The following is a 15,369-nucleotide window of genomic DNA, read 5'->3' as shown; positions in this document are numbered from 1 at the left end:
ATGTGAGAAAGGAGAAAATCTATGCAATTTAACCTGACAGTTAGCGTGATCGTGGTATTCTACCTGCTGGTGATGCTGTTCATCGGCTGGTATTCTTCCAAGAAGATCACTTCCAACACCGATTTTATGGTCGCCGGACGGCGGCTGGGCCCCTTCCTGATGGCGGGCACGCTGGCTGCCACGGAGATCGGCGGCGGCAGCTCCCTGGGCGTTGTCCAGCAGGGCATGCAGAACCACGGCATCTCCGCCGCCTGGTACATCATCACCATGGGCTTTGCCTTTGTGATCCTGACCTTCCTGGCGCCCAAGTTCCGGGCTGCCACCGTCAAGACCGTGCCTGAGTATTTCCGGCGGCGGTATGGCAAGAGCGCGGGTCTCGTCACCGCCATTATCATGCTGCTGCCCCTGATCGGCCTTACCGCCGGCCAGTTCATCGCCTCCTCCGTCATCCTCTCTACCATGCTGGGCATCAGCTACAAGACCGCTGTTATCATCGTGGCCGTGGTCGTCACCATCTACTCTATCATGGGCGGATTGTGGAGTGTTACCCTGACGGACTTCATCCAGGTGTTCCTCATCATCATCGGCATGATCATCGCCGTGCCCTTCGCCATGCGGCTCGCCGGCGGCTGGGGCAATGTGGTGGCCAACGTTCCCGCCGAGACCTTCAATATGTTCAAGGGATACAGCCCCATGGCGGTCATCTCCCTGACCATCATGTATGTGGCGACCTTTACCGTGGGCCAGGAGGCCGTTTCCCGCTACTATGCCGCCCGTGACGGCAAGGCCGCGAAGCAGGGCTCCATCCTGGCTGCCATCATCAACTTCATCTATGCGTTCATCCCCGCCGTTCTCGGCATCATCACCCTGGCCCTCATCAACATGGGCAAGTTCAACGCTGAGGACTTCGCCGACGTGGGCGCCCGCTACGCGCTGCCGGTGCTGGCTATGGAGGCCATGCCCGCCGTCATCTGCGGATTGCTGTTCGCCGGTATCATCTCCGCCACCATGTCCTCCTCCGACTCTGACCTGCTGGGCGCCGGCTCCATCTTCGCCAACGACATCTACCGTGCCGTGCTGAAGCCCGACGCCACCAGCGAGGATGTCATGAAGGTCACCAAGATCGTCATGGCCATCGTGGGCGTGGTTTCCATGTTCATCGCCCTGTTCAACACCTCCAGCCTGGTGAACCTGCTGATGTTCTGCTTCACCCTCCGTGCTGCCGGCGCGTTCTTCCCCTATGTGCTGGGCCATTACTGGACCGGCGCTTCTCTGGCCGGCACCATCGCCTCCCTGATCTCCGGCTCCATCGTTGTTGTGTATCTGGAGAAGATCTCCGGCGGCATGCTCTTCGGCATGAAGGTGTCTCAGCCCATCATCCCCGGCCTGGTCGTGGCTCTGGTGTTCTTCCTGGTGTTCTCCAAGATCTTCCCGCCCAAGGTGAAGTCTACGGAGCTGGCTCCCGAGGAGGACTGAGCTTCCGCTTTTCCGCAAGTTGAAACGGATAATCAGAAAATCAGCGTCCGCCGCATTTGCGGCGGACGCTATTTTTCGTGTTGCAATTTCGGCGGAAGTATGTTATCATACCATCCAGACGCGGCTGTAGTTCATCGGTAGAACGGCAGCTTCCCAAGCTGCATAGGGGGGTTCGACTCCCCTCAGCCGCTCCACGTCGGAGCAAGCTGCATATCGCTTGCTCCGACTTTTTTTAAAAGTCGGAGCGCACTCATTCCGCTGCTCCTCCTTTCCAACCGCGATCCGCTTCGCTGGGTTCGCGGTTGACGCTGAAAACACGCATTTTGCCGCATTGATAGAGATCAGAAAAAGCCCTAAGGCGATGAAAAAGCCTTAGGGCTTTTTTTGTTTCCGGCCGTATCCGCCGCGCAGGGAAGACTGCTCAGAAAGCGGCATAGCTGTCCGCGCTCCCGCATATCCATGGAGGGACGGGAGGTGCGAGGATGGTGAAAAAGACGGTTGCTGCTTTGCTGGTGTGCCTGTGCCTGGCGGCCTGTTCCGCTCCCACGGAAACGGGCGGTATTCTGGGACAGGCCTCCGGCCTGGAGGAAGAGGAGGTCCTGCTGACGGTGGACGGCAGGGAGGTGCCGGCCTGGCGGTATCTCTACTGGCTGGCCTACACCTGCGACCGGGTGGCGGCCCGCTACCGGGACGCCGGGGTGACTCTGGACTGGCGGGCGCCTCTGGAGGGCGGCACCCTGGCCGACTATGCCAAGGACCAGGCCCTGGCGGACACCGCGCTGTACGCTACTGTGGAGAACTGGGCGGAGAAATACGGCTGCCGGCTTTCCGAAACGGAACAGCAGGCCGCCGCGGAGCATGAGGAGCCGGAGTATCTGGAGAAACTGGCGGATATGGGGTTGGACCAGGCCCGGGCGCTGGAGCTGGAGAACGTGGGAAAGCTGTACGCGAAGCTGTGCGCCCTGGCAAACCAGCCGGGCAGTGCCCTGGCGCCCGGGGAGGAGGCGCTGGCGGCCTTCGCCGCCGGGGACGGGCGCATGACCGTGGACAGGATCCTCATTGCCGCCGGGGATGACCGGGAGGCCGCCCGGGAAAAAGCGGCGGAGGCTTTTGCCCGGCTCAACGGCGCGGAGGACCAGGGGGCGGTATTCGACACGCTGGCAAAAGCGGGGGACGACACCGCCGGTCCCCGGACGGTCCTGCCGGGAGACGGCCAGCTTCCGCAGGAACTGGAAGAGGCCGCCCGGTCTCTGGCCGTTGGACAGTGCTCCGGGATTTTGGAATCCGATGAGGGTTTTTCCATCCTTCGCCGTCTGGCTCCGGAGACAAAGGACCTGGTGGATGACTATTTGGACAGCCTCCTGCAGAAGGCCGCTTCCGAGGCCCGGACGACGCTGACGGAGGGCTATGACGGCCTGGACACGGAAGCATTCTACACAGCCCTGGAGACGCTGCGAACCGAAGGAGACGGAGAGTAGCGCATACAAGTCATAAAATGCATCTGGTTTTCGTCACCTTGACGAAAACCAGATGCATTTTGTCAAAGATTTAACAAAATTATAGCGGAGCGGCAGTTTTCCATTGACGAGAAATGGAAAACGAACTATAATCCATTTTGTGAGGGAACAAGACATACGGCATTGTCAAAAAATTAGCAATTATGTCAAGAGTTTGACAAAGCCGTCTCCCCAAGTGATCCAGGGCGGTGATGGGCCGCCAATCTTATAATAAAAACGGAGGAACACTATGAAAGACCTGTACATCGTGAACTGCTGCCGTACTGCCATCGGCTCCTTTGGCGGTTCTCTGAAGAACACTCCCGCTGCTGATCTGGGCGCTATCGTTGTCAAGGAAGCGCTGAACCGCGCCGGCGTGAAGCCCGAGCAGGTTGACGAGCTGATGTTCGGCTGCATCCTGACCGCCGGCCTCGGCCAGAACGTGGCCCGCCAGGTCTCCATCAAGGCCGGCATCCCCTATTCCGTTCCCGCTTACACCGTGGGCATGGTCTGCGGCTCCGGCATGAAGTCCGTCATCGAGGGTGCCCGCTCCATCCTGGCCGGCGACTCCGACATCGTGGTCTGCGGCGGCACCGAGAACATGAGCGCCGCTCCCTTCCTGTCCACTGACGCCCGCTGGGGCGCCCGCATGGGTGACAAGAAGCTGGTGGACGAGATGATCAAGGACGGTCTGTGGGATGTTTACAACAACTACCACATGGGCACCACCGCTGAGAACATCAACGACATCTGGGGCATCTCCCGCAAGGAGCAGGACGAGTTCGCCGCCGCTTCCCAGCAGAAGACTGAGGCTGCTCAGGCTGCCGGCAAGTTCGACGATGAGATCGTGCCCGTGCCCGTGAAGGTCAAGAAGGAGATCGTGGAGTTCAAGAAGGACGAGTTCCCCAAGGCCGGCGTCACCGCCGAGAGTATCGCCAAGCTGCGCGGCGCCTTCCCCGTGGGTCCCGAGTCCCCCAACCCCGAGGTCGTTCACACCTTCGAGCCCACCGGCTGCAAGGACTCTGAGGATAAGGGCCAGCAGCGTGTCACCGCCGCCAACGCCTCCGGCATCAACGACGGCGCTGCCGCCATCATCCTGGCCTCCGGCGAGGCTGTTGAGAAGTACGGCCTGAAGCCCATGGTCAAGCTGATCGGCTGGGGCCAGGGCGGTGTTGATCCTAAGATCATGGGCGTCGGCCCCGTTCCCGCTTCCCGCGCTGCCATGGCCAAGGCTGGCGTGACCATCGACGACATCGACCTGGTCGAGGCCAACGAGGCATTCGCCGCCCAGTCTATCGCCGTGGCCCGTGAGCTGGGCTTCGACATGAGCAAGGTCAACGTCAACGGCGGCGCCATCTCCCTGGGCCATCCCGTTGGTGCTTCCGGCGCCCGTATCATCGTCACCCTGGTGCACGAGATGATGAAGCGCCCCGAGGCCAAGAAGGGCCTGGCTACCCTGTGCATCGGCGGCGGCATGGGTACCGCTGTCGTCGTGGAGAAGTGCTGAGAGGTTCCAAGGGGGACTGACGTCCCCCCTAGACGAAAAAGTAAAACAAGGCGGAGCCGCTAGGCTCCGCCTTGTTTTACTTTTTCTGACCCCCCTCACCAGTCTGCGGACTGGTGTGTTTGCCCCAAGGGAAAACGGGTCAAGGAATTTTCACCACGTACACGCCGCGGCGAAAATGATTTCATTTTCTTCATTCGCCGGAGGCGAATGAACCGGGAAAACCGCAGGTTTTCCCTGGCCCCTTTCCTAGGAGGGTGCTTAGCGGGTGACAGAAATGGCATTGACGGGGCAGCCGTTTTCGGCGTTGGAGACTTTGGGGTCCCGGCGGCCCTCCGGCTGGGAGATGACGGTGGAATATTTTCCTACGACCCGGAAAACCTCCGGGGCGGCGTAGGCGCACATGCCGCAGCCGATGCAGCGGGTGGTGTCGATGGTGATGGTCATGGCGGGGCCTCCTTGTGTTTGATTGTCCTTATTGTACCGCAAAACCGGCCGCTCTCCAAGAACTTTTTGCGGGGGAGAAACTTTTCCGCTTTTTGGGACGTCTTTATCAGAGACAGGAAAGTCCCGGCGAAACTGGGGGATTTTTGTTTACAAATTGACGTTTACTTTAAAAACAGAATGTGCTATGGTATAGGCGTTATGTAGACCACACGCGCGGACTTTTGGAGGAACCCTATGAAACATTTACTGCGAAAAACCCTTTCCCTGCTGCTGACGCTGTCCCTGGCCGCCGCCCTGACGGTGCCCGCTGCCGCGTCGGAGGCGCTGGGCAGCGACCTGACAGCCAAGGACACCCTTCTGAACGAAAAGACCCAGCTCTCCACCAATGTGTTCTGGAGCAGCACCTATTCCGACCTCCGGACAGAGAATCTGATCACCTATACGCCCAACAAGGACGTAACGCCCATTGTCACTTACGGCAATGTGCTGACGGATACGACCAAGGTCTCCGCCATGTCCAGGACACTAGAGGCCCAGGGCTACCGGGTGGTGGCCGGCATCAACGGCGACTTTTACAACACCAGTACCGGCCTGCCGGTGGGCATCGTGGTGACGGAGGGCCAGCTGCGCAGCAGTGACGCCGGCTATTACGCCGTGGGCTTCCGCGCCGACGGCACCGCCGTGCTGGGCAAGCCCGGCGTCAAGGTCACCGCAGACCTCGGCTATCAGGCGCTGGACAGCGCCGGAGCGTCCCTGCAGGTGGTCCGGCAGCTCGCCGGCGTGAACAAGGCCCGGGTCTCCTCCGGCGGCATCTACCTCTATACCTACGACTTCAATGACCGCCACACCACCGGCAACACCGAGGCGGGCGTTGATGTGATTTGTTCCGTCGAGGACGGCGAGCTGTCCATCGGCGATACCCTGACGCTGCGGGTGGAGCAGGTGACGGAGGCCTCCGCCGCCACGTCCATCCGGGAAGGACAGGTGGTGCTGTCCGTGAATCTGAAATCCGACGCTTACCATGTGGACGCCCTGCGGAACGTGCCTGTGGGGGCGGAGATCATTCTGAATGTGACCGCTGCCAGCGAGGAATGGAACGACGTGGACTACGCCGTGGGCACCCTGTACTCCCTGGTGGAGAACGGCGCCGTGGTCTCCGGCCTCCAGGCCGGGGCCGCTCCCCGCACCGCCGTGGGCCAGCGTGCCGACGGCTCCCTGGTGTTCTACACCATTGACGGACGGAAGTCCGGCCACTCCATCGGCGCCACCATGAGCCAGGTGGCGGCGCGGCTCATCGAGCTGGGCTGCGTCACCGCCCTGTGTCTGGACGGCGGCGGCTCCACCACCCTCACCATCACCGAGCCGGACGAGACGGCGGCCAAGACCGTCAACACGCCCTCCGAGGGCAGCGAGCGAGCGGTTTCCAACCACATTTTCCTGGTGGCGGACAACGAGCCCTCCGGCAAGCTGAGCCATTTCTATGTCAGCGCGGACTACGACTATGTCCTGGCGGGCAGCAAGGTGAATATCTCCGCCGCCGCCGTGGACACCAACTTCATCCCCATGGCGAAGCGCTATGACCTGTGGGCCAGCGACGGCGAGCTGAACGGCAATGTGCTGACCACGCTCAGCCGGGGCGGCGACATCACCGTCACCGCTGAGGCCGGCGGCAAGCAGGGTGAGACAACGGTTCACGCCATCACAACGCCGGATTCCGTTTCCATCCGGAACAGCAGCGGCACGACGCTGAAGGAACTGACGGTTTCTCCCGGCAGCACCACAACGCTGACTGCCGCGGCGGTGTACAGCCACCTGCCGCTGAAAGCGGACCAAGCCCTTTTTGATTGGAAGGTAGAGGGAGACATCGGCAGTATCAGCGTGGGAGATACCGGCGGCATCCTCTACGCTGAAAAGCCCGGCACCGGCACCATTACCGTTTCCGCCGGCGGGCAGAGCGCGTCCGTCAACGTGACGGTCTCCAAGGTGGCGTACAGCACGGTGGCGGATTTCGAGACGGCCTTTACCCCCCAGGAGAGCGGCACCGCCAGCCTCTCCCGGAATCAGAACATGGAGTATGTGCGCTACGGCAGAGCCTCCGGCAAGCTGGTCTATGACGCCGCCGACGGCTTCGCGGAGGTGCCTGTGAACTATGCGTTCCCCACCAGCGCGCCTATGGTGAGCTTCTGGGTCTACGGTGACGGCAGCGGCAATGAGTTGGGCCTGCGCACTGTGGACATCAGCGGCAATGTGTCCAAGACGGACCAGGTGACGCTGGACTTCACCGGTTGGATGCCCATCCTCAGCGACATGCCGGCGGGCACCACCGCCATCACCGGAGTGTATGTCCACGGCTCCGCCTATGTGGATGAAAACGGTGAGACCGCCTACATGCCCAGTACCAGCGGCACTATTTACCTGGATCAGTTCACCGCGGCCTACGGCAGTCTGGACCAGACGGTACCCACCGTGACTACCTCTCTGGATCAGGAGAACGGGCGGCTCCTTGCCACGATCTCCGACGCCGTGGACGGCGTGCTGCCCCGGTCCGCCGTCTCCGTGACCTGGGATGGTCAGAAGCAGGACTTTGTCTATAACGCGGAGACGGGGGCCCTCTCCACCTCCATCATTTCCGACGGGCGGCCCCACCGCGTCACCATCACGGCCAAGGACGGCTCCGGCAACATCGGCCGCGCCTCCTATGACGTGCCGGTGGGCGAGGACTACCAGCCCGCTTTCACCGATACCAAGGACTACTGGGGCGCTCATTACGTGGAGTTCCTGTACACCTCCGGTGTCACCACCGGCTATGCCGACGGCACCTTCCGCCCCGACCAGAACATCACCCGGGCCCAGTTCTCCGTGATGCTGTTCCGCTACCTGAAGCTGGACGAGAGCAAGTACGCCGATGTGGTCCTGCCCTTCGCGGATGTGGATAAGATCGGCGAGTACGCCATTCCCGCTATCAAGGCGCTGTATACCGAGGGCGTCATCAACGGCTCCAGGGGCAGCGACGGGAAGCTGTACTTCAATCCCAACAGCCCCCTGACCCGTGCCCAGGCCGCCACTATGATCGGCCGCACCCAGGAGAAGGGCTACGCCACGGTGGAGCTGACCTTCACCGACGCCGGGAAAATTCCCGCCTACGCCACGTTCTATATCCAGACCATGGCGGCCCAGGGTATCCTCGGCGGCTACACCGACGGCAGCTTCCGGCCCCACAACAACATCACCCGGGGCCAGATGGCGAAGATCCTGTATAATCTGGTGTGATATTAGCTAAAAAGGTTCCCCGGCGCACCGCGCCGGGGAACCTTTTTGGCGTATTCAGATGTCTCTCCGGCCTTCCAGCGCCCGCATCAGCGTGGCGTCATCGGCAAATTCCAGGTGGCCGCCCACGGGGATGCCGTAGGCCAGGCGGGTGACCCGCACGTCGAAGGGTTTTAGCAACCGGGCGATATACATGGCGGTGGCCTCACCCTCGGTGTCCGGGTTGGTGGCCATGATGACCTCCTGGACGCCGCCCTTGGCCACCCGCTCCACCAGGGATTTGATGGCGAGATCGTCGGGGCCCACATGGTTCAGGGGGGAGATGACACCGTGGAGCACATGGTACTGGCCGTCGTATTCCCGGCTCCGCTCGATGGCCGCCACGTCCCGTGGGTCTGCCACCACGCAGATAGTGGAGCTGTCCCGCTTGGGGGAGGCGCAGATGGGGCACAGCCCTCCGGCGGTGAAATTCTGGCACACCGGACAGCAGGTGACAGAGTGCTTGGCGTCCAGAATGGCGTCGGCAAACTCCTTGGCCTCCTCCTCCGGCAGACCCAGCACATAGAAGGCCAGCCGCTGGGCGGATTTGCCGCCGATGCCCGGCAGCCGGGCAAATTGTTCCACCAGTTTTTCCAGAGGCGCGGGGAAGTATTCCATAACAGGGATGCTCCTTTAATTTGTTTGCCAGCGCAAACAAATGAATTTCAATTATTTTTGGCAGGGCGTGTACCTGCCAAAAATACTTTGACTCAGCCGCCTTGGGCGGCGTTCACCAGTGAAGAACGCTTCACTGGTGAGGGGGGAATCTAAAGGGGGGACGAAGTCCCCTCTTTAAGCTAGCTCCATGGCAAAGAGAGCGGCCGCGCCGCCGGTGTGGACGAATACGATGTCACCGTCGCCGTCAAAATCACCGTTTTGCAGCAGCTTCAGCATCCCACTCCAGGCCTTGCCAGTGTAGACGGGGTCCAGCAGGATGCCCTCCAGCCGGGCCAGCTCCTCGATGTACGGGGTGTCCTCCGGGTTGGGGATGGCATAGCCCTGACCCACATGGTACACCATGCGGAAATCGCCGGGAACGCGGTCCAGGGGAGTGCCCAGCAGCTCCGCCGCTCCTGCCGCCAGGTCGGGGACGATGTCCTCAAAGGGGTCGGTGTCCACGCCCATGCCGGTGACTTTGGCGTGGGGAAGGTACATCCGGGCACCCAGCAGCAGTCCGGCGGTGGTGCCGCCGGAGCCCGTGGCGGAGACGATGTGGCCTACCTCGGCGCCGTGCAGCTGTTCGGCAATTTCCCGGACGCAGTTCGTGTAGCCCACGGCACCCAGAGGCGTAGAGCCGCCCACGGGGATGTGGAAACACTTGTGGCCCTCTTTTGCCAACTCGGTATCGATGCGGTCCATTTCATCGTAGATGTCGCCGTAGCTGTCGGTGTCCATGAAGCGGACGTCGGCACCGTAGATGTCGTCCAGGATCAGGTTGCCCAGATGTTCCGTCACGCCCCGCTTTTTCAGGATGAGGATGCACTTCATGCCCAGCCGGGCGGCGCAGGCCGCCGTCAGCATAGCGTGGTTGGACTGGGCACCGCCGGTGGTGAACACCGTGTCGCACCCTTCGGCCTTGGCCTCCGCCAGCAGGTATTCCAACTTGCGGACCTTGTTGCCGCCCAGCGCCACGCCGCACAGGTCGTCCCGCTTCACCCAGATGTTCCGGCCGTATTTGGCGCTGATGTTCTCCAGCTTGTAAAGGGGCGTGGGGTACACGCCCAGGGCCACATGGGGCAGATTCTTCAATTCAGACATGGTTCAACCTCTCAACTCCGCGATGCGGGCGGGGATGTCGGGGGCCTTGTACACGGCGCTGCCCGCCACCAGCACGTTGGCACCGGCCTCAATGCAGGTTTTGCAGGTGTCGGGGGCCACGCCGCCGTCCACCTCCAGCTCGCAGGCGGGATTCTTCTCGTCGATGAGCTTACGGATGGCCGTCACCTTGGGCATCATATCCGCCATGAACTTCTGGCCGCCGAAGCCCGGCTCCACGGTCATCACCAAAATCAGCTCCACCTTCTCCAGGTAGGGCAGCACCGCCTCGGCGGGAGTGGCGGGCTTCAGCACGATGCCCGCCTTCTTGCCCTTGGCGTGAATTTTGTCGATGGCATCGTGGATGTTCTCCTCGGTGTCGGACTCCACATGGACCGTCACCAGGTCGGCGCCCGCGTCACAGAACCGCTCCACATACCGGACCGGCTCCACGATCATCAGGTGGACGTCCAGGAACATGTCCGTCACCTTGCGGATGGACTGGAGCACCGGAATGCCGATGGAGATGTTGGGGACGAACACGCCGTCCATCACGTCCACATGGACGTAGTCGGCGGCGGCAATGCGGTGGATGTCCCGCTCCAGATTGGCAAAATCGGCGGAGAGGATGGAAGGTGCGATTTTGATCATGGAAATCCCTCATTTCTGTCTGTTTTCCAGCGGCGGTGGTCGGACGGGCCGGACAGCCCCGGTGACGGGTGGAAACGGCGCGGCATAGGATGTTGCAAGCGGCCCGGATGCCCCCAGTCAACTGTTTCTGCGCAGCGTCCGCCCCCTGGGCCGGCACCGCCGCTTTTTTGAATAAGGAGCCGGTGGAGCAGTCCGTCGGCTCCTCTTTTGCGCTGCCAACAGTGTATCAAACTCCTGTGTCAAAAGCAACCAAGGGGGCCGAAATTTTTGCACTGTTGCAAAGACAACAGCTATTTACAGAAAAGCACGTGTATGATACTATCATACAAACGGTACGAATGAGGGGGATGGAGATGGCACATGATGTACTGGTTATCGGCGGCGGTCCGGCGGGACTGTCGGCGGCGCTGAATGTCCGCGCCCGGGGACGGAGCGTTCTGGTGGTGTCCAATCCCCCGGAGGAAAATCCCCTGTGGCGGGCGGAACGGGTGGACAACTATATCGGCCTGCCCGGGGTGTCCGGCGGGGAACTGCTGACGGCCATGCGCCGCCATGCGGAGGATGCGGGAGCGGAATTCCGGCAGGGCAAGGTATTGAATGCCGTCCACATGGGAGATACTTGGTATGTCAGCGTGGACAGCGACATGGAGAACGCCCCGGCGGTCATTCTGGCGGCGGGTATCAGCCGGGGGAAGAAATTCCCTGGCGAGGCGGAATTCCTGGGCCGGGGCGTCAGCTACTGCGCCACCTGCGACGGGATGCTGTACCGAAACAAGCCTGTGGCCGTGCTGGGATACAGCGATTCCGCCCAGCATGAGGCGGATTTTCTGGCAGGCATTGGCTGTTCCGTCACCTATTTTGACCGGCCCAAGGACTGCGTCATCTCCGGAAAAGACCGGGTGGAGTCCGTGACCTGCGGCGGGGAGACGGTGCCGGTGGAGGGCGTGTTCCTCCTGCGGCCCACCATGGCCCCCACGGACATCTTCCCGGGACTGGCCGTGGAAAACGGACATGTGGCGGTAGACGGAAAGATGGCTACCAATCTGCCTGGGCTGTTCGCCGCTGGCGACTGCACGGGGGGCCCCTTGCAGGTATCGAAGGCCGCAGGCGAGGGCCTGGTGGCGGGACAGAGCGCGGCGGCCTATGCCGCGGCGCTGGCACGGAAAAACAAGTGATCTCACAATTATAATGATAAAGGAGAATGACAACATGGCACTCAAGCATTTAAAGACCGCGGAATTTGACGCCGCCGTGGAGACGGCTCCTCTGGCGATGGTGGATTTCTGGGCCTCCTGGTGCGGCCCCTGCAAGATGCTCTCCCCCCTGGTGGAAGCCCTGGCGGAGCAGTACGACGGCAAGGCCCTGGTGGCCAAGGTGAATGTGGACGAGGAGCCGGACCTGGCGGCCCGCTTCGGCGTAATGAGCATCCCCACCGTGGTATTTCTGAAGAATGGCCGGGAGTTCGACCGGAAGGTGGGCGTGATGCCGCCGGACGCGTTCATCTCCGTGCTGGACAAGAATCTGTGAGAACGGGAAGAGCGGCGTGACGCCGCTCTTTCTTTTTCGGCGGCGGTCTGGTATACTGACAATACAGATACATAAAGGAGGAGACCGCTATGGCCTGTGACAATACCCGGCCCTGCCCCTGCACCTACAACTGCCCCCGCCACGGCAAATGCTGTGAATGTGTGGCCCATCACCGGGACCACGGTGAGGGCGTGCCCGGCTGCTTTTTCTCTCCGGAGGCCGAGGCCACCTATGACCGGAGCGTGGAGGCCCTGGCCCGTGACCGGGGACTGATCTGAGAAAACAGGGGAGCGACTGTCCTGCATGGTTTTTGACCGTGCGGGACAGTTTTTTGTTGTTGGCCGGAAAAGCACCCTTACAGAAAACGGGACGACTGTCCGCACAGAGATCCTGGCCGGCCTGACCACCTTTATGACCATGGCCTACATCATCGCCCTGAACCCCAATCTGCTGACGAACTTTGACGTGGGCTCGGCACTTTGGAACGGTGTGTTCATGGCGACCTGCATCGCCTCGGCCATCGGCATGTTCTGCATGGCATTCCTGGCCAACAAGCCCTTTGCCCTGGCCCCCGGCATGGGCCTGAACAGCTTCTTCGCCGTGGTGGTGGGAAACGTCGCGGGACTTACCGGCATGAGCTATGTGGCCAGCTTCCAGTCGGCCCTGGTCATCATCCTGATGGAGGGCATCATTTTCATCATCCTGTCCGTGCTGAATATCCGGGAGAAGATCGTGGAGGCCATTCCCCTGGGCGTCCGGCTGGGCATCGCCCCCGCCATCGGCATCATGCTGCTGAATATCGGCCTGGGCTCCAACGCGGGCGTCTGGTCCGAGACCGGCGGCCCCTTCTACGTGATGCGGGACTTCTTCGGCGCCCTGACTCCCAGCGTGGCAAAGACCTCCATGGGCTCCGGTTACAGCACCATGGTGCTGACGGTGGTCACGATGTTTGTGGGATTGTTCGTCATGGTCATCCTGGCGAAAAAGGGCATCAAGGCCGCGGTGCTGCTGGGTATGCTGGTGGCGTCTGTAGTCTACTGGGCTGGTGAGGCCATCTTCCTGGGCGTGAATCCCTTCGCGTCCCTGGCGGGCGCCTCCTTTGCGCCGCCCTTCGCCGACATGGTGGAGACCACCCTGTTCAAATTCAACTTCTCCGGCTTCCTGGAGATCGGCTGGTTCACGGCCATCACCCTGGTCATCACCTTCTGCATGATCGACATGTTCGACACCATCGGCACCCTGGTGGGCACCGCCTCCCGGGCGGGCATGGTGGACAAGGACGGTAATATGCCCAGCATGAAAGAGGCCCTGCTGTCCGACGCCATCGGCACCGTGGCCGGCGCCTGCACCGGCACCTCCACCGTCACTACCTTCGTGGAGTCCGCCTCCGGCGTGGAGGCCGGCGGCCGCACCGGACTGACGGCCCTCACCACCGGCGTGCTGTTCCTGGCCTGCATGTTCATCGCCCCCGTGGCGGCCATCATTCCCGCCGCCGCCACCTCCGCCGCGCTGATCTATGTCGGCATCCTGATGCTGATGGGCCTGAAGAACGTGGACTTCGGCGACATGGACCAGATGGTCCCCGTGGCCCTCATGCTGATCGGTATGCCCATCTCCGGCTCCATCGGCCATGCCATCGGCCTGGGCCTCATCTCCTACACCGTCATCAAGGTGTTCAGCGGCAAGGCCAGGGAGGTCTCTGTGCTGACCTACGTGATCTCCGCGCTGTTCCTCGTCAAGTTTTTCCTGATCGTCTGACAGATCAAAAAAACAGGGGCGTCTGAAAAAGACGCCCCTGTTTTTTTGCGCTTTATTCGGAAAAAATCTCCGCCAGCAGGGCGGTGGTTTCCTCCAGGCTCTCCGGTTCCAGGCCGCCGTAGTTCACCACCAGCGTGTGGCCGTAGTTTTCCTGCGGAACGGCGGCGTATTCCGACAAAAAGGCCAGCCGCACCCCCAGCCCCTCCGCCTTCCGGCGGAGGGCTTCGTCATCAAGAGAGGTGTCCAGCCGCAGCAGGAAGTGGAGCCCGGCGCCCTGCTCGGAGAATTTGACCCGGTCCGCGAAGGGACTGGCCTGGAACGCCGCCAGCACCGCGTCCCGCCGGGCGCGGTATTCCTTCCGCATCCGGGAGAGGTGTTGTTCGTAGTAGCCTCCGGAGAGGAATCGGGCCAGGACATGCTGGTCCAGCACCGGGACGGTGCAGGCGTAAAAGCCCAGCTCCCGGCGGTAGACCTCCAGCAGGCGGGGCGGCAGCACCATGAAGCCGATACGCATGGAGGGGGAGATGGTCTGGGAGAAGGTGTTCATGTAGATCACCCGGCCGCCGGTGTCGATGCTCTGGAGGGCGGGGATGGGACGGCCCGCGAAGCGGAACTCGCTGTCGTAGTCGTCCTCAATGATAATGGCTCCCTGCTCCTCCGCCCACCGCAGGAGGGCCTGACGGCGGCCGATGGTGGTGATGATGCCGGTGGGATAGTGGTGGTTGGGGGAGATATGGGCGGCGGTGGCGCCGGAGGCCGCCAGGGCGGCGGGGTCCATGCCCTGCCGGTCCAGGGGAATGGGGCGGCAGACGGCGCCGCATTTGCCGTAGACCTGGCGAATTTTGGGGTAACCAGGGTCCTCCACCGCCACCACCGCCTGGGGCCCCAGAAGCTGGGCCAGCAGGATATACAGGTATTCCGCGCCGGCGCCGATGACAATTTGTTCCGGCGAGACCGCCATGCCCTTGAAGGACCGCAGGTCGTCGGCAATGGCCTGGCGCAGGGCGTAGAGGCCCTGATGGGGCGCGGGCGTCAGAAATCCGCCCTCGGAGAGCACCTGCCGGGTGAGCCGTGCCCAGGTAGCGGCGGGGAAGCGGGAGGCGTCCGCCTGGTTGCGGCCCAGGTCCGCCTTCCAGACCCGGCCGGGCGGCTCAGGAGCAATGGGGACTTGCTGGGGAGGCTCCGGCGCCTGCTGGACCGGACAGACGAAAAAGCCCTGCTTGGGCTTGGTATAGACATAGCCCTCTGCCTCCAGCTGGGCATAGGCACCTTCCACGGTGATGACCGACAGGTGCAGATGCTCCGCCAGAGCCCGCTTCGAGGGGAGACGCTCTCCCGCGGCCAGCGCACCGCTGAGGATGTCCTGCCGGATACAGCGGTACAGATATTCATAGAGAGACAGGTCTCCCCGGTCTTCCATCGCGTAGGTCAGCATGTACACTCCTCCTC

The 15,369-nt window shown here is 62.2% G+C and carries 13 protein-coding genes and 1 tRNA gene; 9 read left to right on the top strand and 5 right to left on the bottom strand.

The window, feature by feature from the left end; all coding sequences use genetic code 11:
- The first annotated feature begins 21 nt into the window (after window positions 1-21).
- The 4 genes from JQM68_RS07505 to JQM68_RS07490 all read left to right on the top strand — a co-directional run bounded on the left by JQM68_RS07505 (window position 22) and on the right by JQM68_RS07490 (window position 4,479).
- Window positions 22-1,476, top strand: a complete 1,455-nt coding sequence (locus JQM68_RS07505; protein ID WP_235222385.1) for a sodium:solute symporter family protein — start codon at window positions 22-24, stop codon at window positions 1,474-1,476.
- Between the two features lie 120 nt (window positions 1,477-1,596).
- Window positions 1,597-1,670: transfer RNA gene (locus JQM68_RS07500), tRNA-Gly, on the top strand.
- Between the two features lie 288 nt (window positions 1,671-1,958).
- Window positions 1,959-2,954 carry a peptidylprolyl isomerase gene (locus JQM68_RS07495; protein ID WP_235222384.1) on the top strand — a complete coding sequence of 332 codons (996 nt, stop codon included), beginning with the start codon at window positions 1,959-1,961 and terminating at the stop codon, window positions 2,952-2,954.
- 268 nt (window positions 2,955-3,222) lie between these two features.
- Window positions 3,223-4,479 (top strand): acetyl-CoA C-acetyltransferase, encoded by a 1,257-nt coding sequence (locus JQM68_RS07490; RefSeq protein WP_235222383.1) that lies wholly within the window; start codon window positions 3,223-3,225, stop codon window positions 4,477-4,479.
- Between the two features lie 258 nt (window positions 4,480-4,737).
- Here the strand turns inward: JQM68_RS07490 and JQM68_RS07485 are convergent, their stop codons facing one another.
- Window positions 4,738-4,923 (bottom strand): ferredoxin, encoded by a 186-nt coding sequence (locus JQM68_RS07485; RefSeq protein ID WP_235222382.1) that lies wholly within the window; start codon window positions 4,921-4,923, stop codon window positions 4,738-4,740.
- Between the two features lie 234 nt (window positions 4,924-5,157).
- On the opposite strand from JQM68_RS07485, the gene JQM68_RS07480 reads away from it, so the two are divergent.
- A complete protein-coding gene (locus JQM68_RS07480; RefSeq protein WP_235222381.1) occupies window positions 5,158-8,193 on the top strand; it encodes an S-layer homology domain-containing protein in 3,036 nt (1,011 codons plus the stop codon).
- A 54-nt stretch (window positions 8,194-8,247) separates the two neighbouring features.
- On the opposite strand, the gene recR is transcribed toward JQM68_RS07480, so the two are convergent.
- The 3 genes from recR to rpe all read right to left on the bottom strand — a co-directional run bounded on the left by recR (window position 8,248) and on the right by rpe (window position 10,635).
- Complete coding sequence (gene recR / locus JQM68_RS07475; RefSeq protein WP_235222380.1) at window positions 8,248-8,847, bottom strand: recombination mediator RecR; 600 nt, start codon at window positions 8,845-8,847, stop codon at window positions 8,248-8,250.
- 174 nt (window positions 8,848-9,021) lie between these two features.
- Entirely contained in the window at window positions 9,022-9,987 is a 966-nt protein-coding gene (locus JQM68_RS07470; protein WP_235222379.1) for a 1-aminocyclopropane-1-carboxylate deaminase/D-cysteine desulfhydrase, read from the bottom strand.
- Window positions 9,988-9,990: 3 nt separating this feature from the next.
- Window positions 9,991-10,635 carry a ribulose-phosphate 3-epimerase gene (gene rpe, locus JQM68_RS07465; RefSeq protein WP_235222378.1) on the bottom strand — a complete coding sequence of 215 codons (645 nt, stop codon included), beginning with the start codon at window positions 10,633-10,635 and terminating at the stop codon, window positions 9,991-9,993.
- Window positions 10,636-10,988: 353 nt separating this feature from the next.
- Between rpe and JQM68_RS07460 the strand changes: the two genes are divergently transcribed.
- The 4 genes from JQM68_RS07460 to JQM68_RS07445 all read left to right on the top strand — a co-directional run bounded on the left by JQM68_RS07460 (window position 10,989) and on the right by JQM68_RS07445 (window position 13,920).
- The gene (locus tag JQM68_RS07460; RefSeq protein ID WP_235222377.1) at window positions 10,989-11,810 is read left to right on the top strand and encodes an NAD(P)/FAD-dependent oxidoreductase; all 822 of its coding nucleotides are present in this window, start codon (window positions 10,989-10,991) and stop codon (window positions 11,808-11,810) included.
- A gap of 34 nt (window positions 11,811-11,844) precedes the next feature.
- On the top strand, window positions 11,845-12,162 hold the full coding sequence (gene trxA, locus JQM68_RS07455) for a thioredoxin (RefSeq protein WP_235222376.1): 318 nt from the start codon (window positions 11,845-11,847) through the stop codon (window positions 12,160-12,162).
- 89 nt (window positions 12,163-12,251) lie between these two features.
- Window positions 12,252-12,440 (top strand): hypothetical protein, encoded by a 189-nt coding sequence (locus JQM68_RS07450; RefSeq protein WP_235222375.1) that lies wholly within the window; start codon window positions 12,252-12,254, stop codon window positions 12,438-12,440.
- A gap of 25 nt (window positions 12,441-12,465) precedes the next feature.
- Window positions 12,466-13,920: an NCS2 family permease gene (locus JQM68_RS07445; protein ID WP_235222374.1), complete on the top strand. Its 1,455-nt coding sequence runs from the start codon at window positions 12,466-12,468 to the stop codon at window positions 13,918-13,920.
- A 52-nt stretch (window positions 13,921-13,972) separates the two neighbouring features.
- On the opposite strand, the gene pdxR is transcribed toward JQM68_RS07445, so the two are convergent.
- Window positions 13,973-15,355 carry a MocR-like pyridoxine biosynthesis transcription factor PdxR gene (gene pdxR, locus JQM68_RS07440; RefSeq protein WP_235222373.1) on the bottom strand — a complete coding sequence of 461 codons (1,383 nt, stop codon included), beginning with the start codon at window positions 15,353-15,355 and terminating at the stop codon, window positions 13,973-13,975.
- Window positions 15,356-15,369: the final 14 nt, after the last annotated feature.

Origin of the sequence: Oscillibacter valericigenes (assembly GCF_021531435.1) — a bacterium.
Lineage (GTDB): Bacteria > Bacillota > Clostridia > Oscillospirales > Oscillospiraceae > Oscillibacter > Oscillibacter valericigenes_B.
This window is presented reverse-complemented; position numbering and strand designations above follow the sequence as displayed.

Bases quoted from the DNA above. Each gene is read 5' to 3' on its own strand.
- JQM68_RS07505 (WP_235222385.1), top strand. From the start codon at position 22: ATGCAATTTAACCTGACAGTTAGCGTGATCGTGGTATTCTACCTGCTG.
- JQM68_RS07495 (WP_235222384.1), top strand. From the start codon at position 1,959: ATGGTGAAAAAGACGGTTGCTGCTTTGCTGGTGTGCCTGTGCCTGGCG.
- JQM68_RS07490 (WP_235222383.1), top strand. From the start codon at position 3,223: ATGAAAGACCTGTACATCGTGAACTGCTGCCGTACTGCCATCGGCTCC.
- JQM68_RS07485 (WP_235222382.1), bottom strand. From the start codon at position 4,923: ATGACCATCACCATCGACACCACCCGCTGCATCGGCTGCGGCATGTGC.
- JQM68_RS07480 (WP_235222381.1), top strand. From the start codon at position 5,158: ATGAAACATTTACTGCGAAAAACCCTTTCCCTGCTGCTGACGCTGTCC.
- recR (WP_235222380.1), bottom strand. From the start codon at position 8,847: ATGGAATACTTCCCCGCGCCTCTGGAAAAACTGGTGGAACAATTTGCC.
- JQM68_RS07470 (WP_235222379.1), bottom strand. From the start codon at position 9,987: ATGTCTGAATTGAAGAATCTGCCCCATGTGGCCCTGGGCGTGTACCCC.
- rpe (WP_235222378.1), bottom strand. From the start codon at position 10,635: ATGATCAAAATCGCACCTTCCATCCTCTCCGCCGATTTTGCCAATCTG.
- JQM68_RS07460 (WP_235222377.1), top strand. From the start codon at position 10,989: ATGGCACATGATGTACTGGTTATCGGCGGCGGTCCGGCGGGACTGTCG.
- trxA (WP_235222376.1), top strand. From the start codon at position 11,845: ATGGCACTCAAGCATTTAAAGACCGCGGAATTTGACGCCGCCGTGGAG.
- JQM68_RS07450 (WP_235222375.1), top strand. From the start codon at position 12,252: ATGGCCTGTGACAATACCCGGCCCTGCCCCTGCACCTACAACTGCCCC.
- JQM68_RS07445 (WP_235222374.1), top strand. From the start codon at position 12,466: ATGGTTTTTGACCGTGCGGGACAGTTTTTTGTTGTTGGCCGGAAAAGC.
- pdxR (WP_235222373.1), bottom strand. From the start codon at position 15,355: ATGCTGACCTACGCGATGGAAGACCGGGGAGACCTGTCTCTCTATGAA.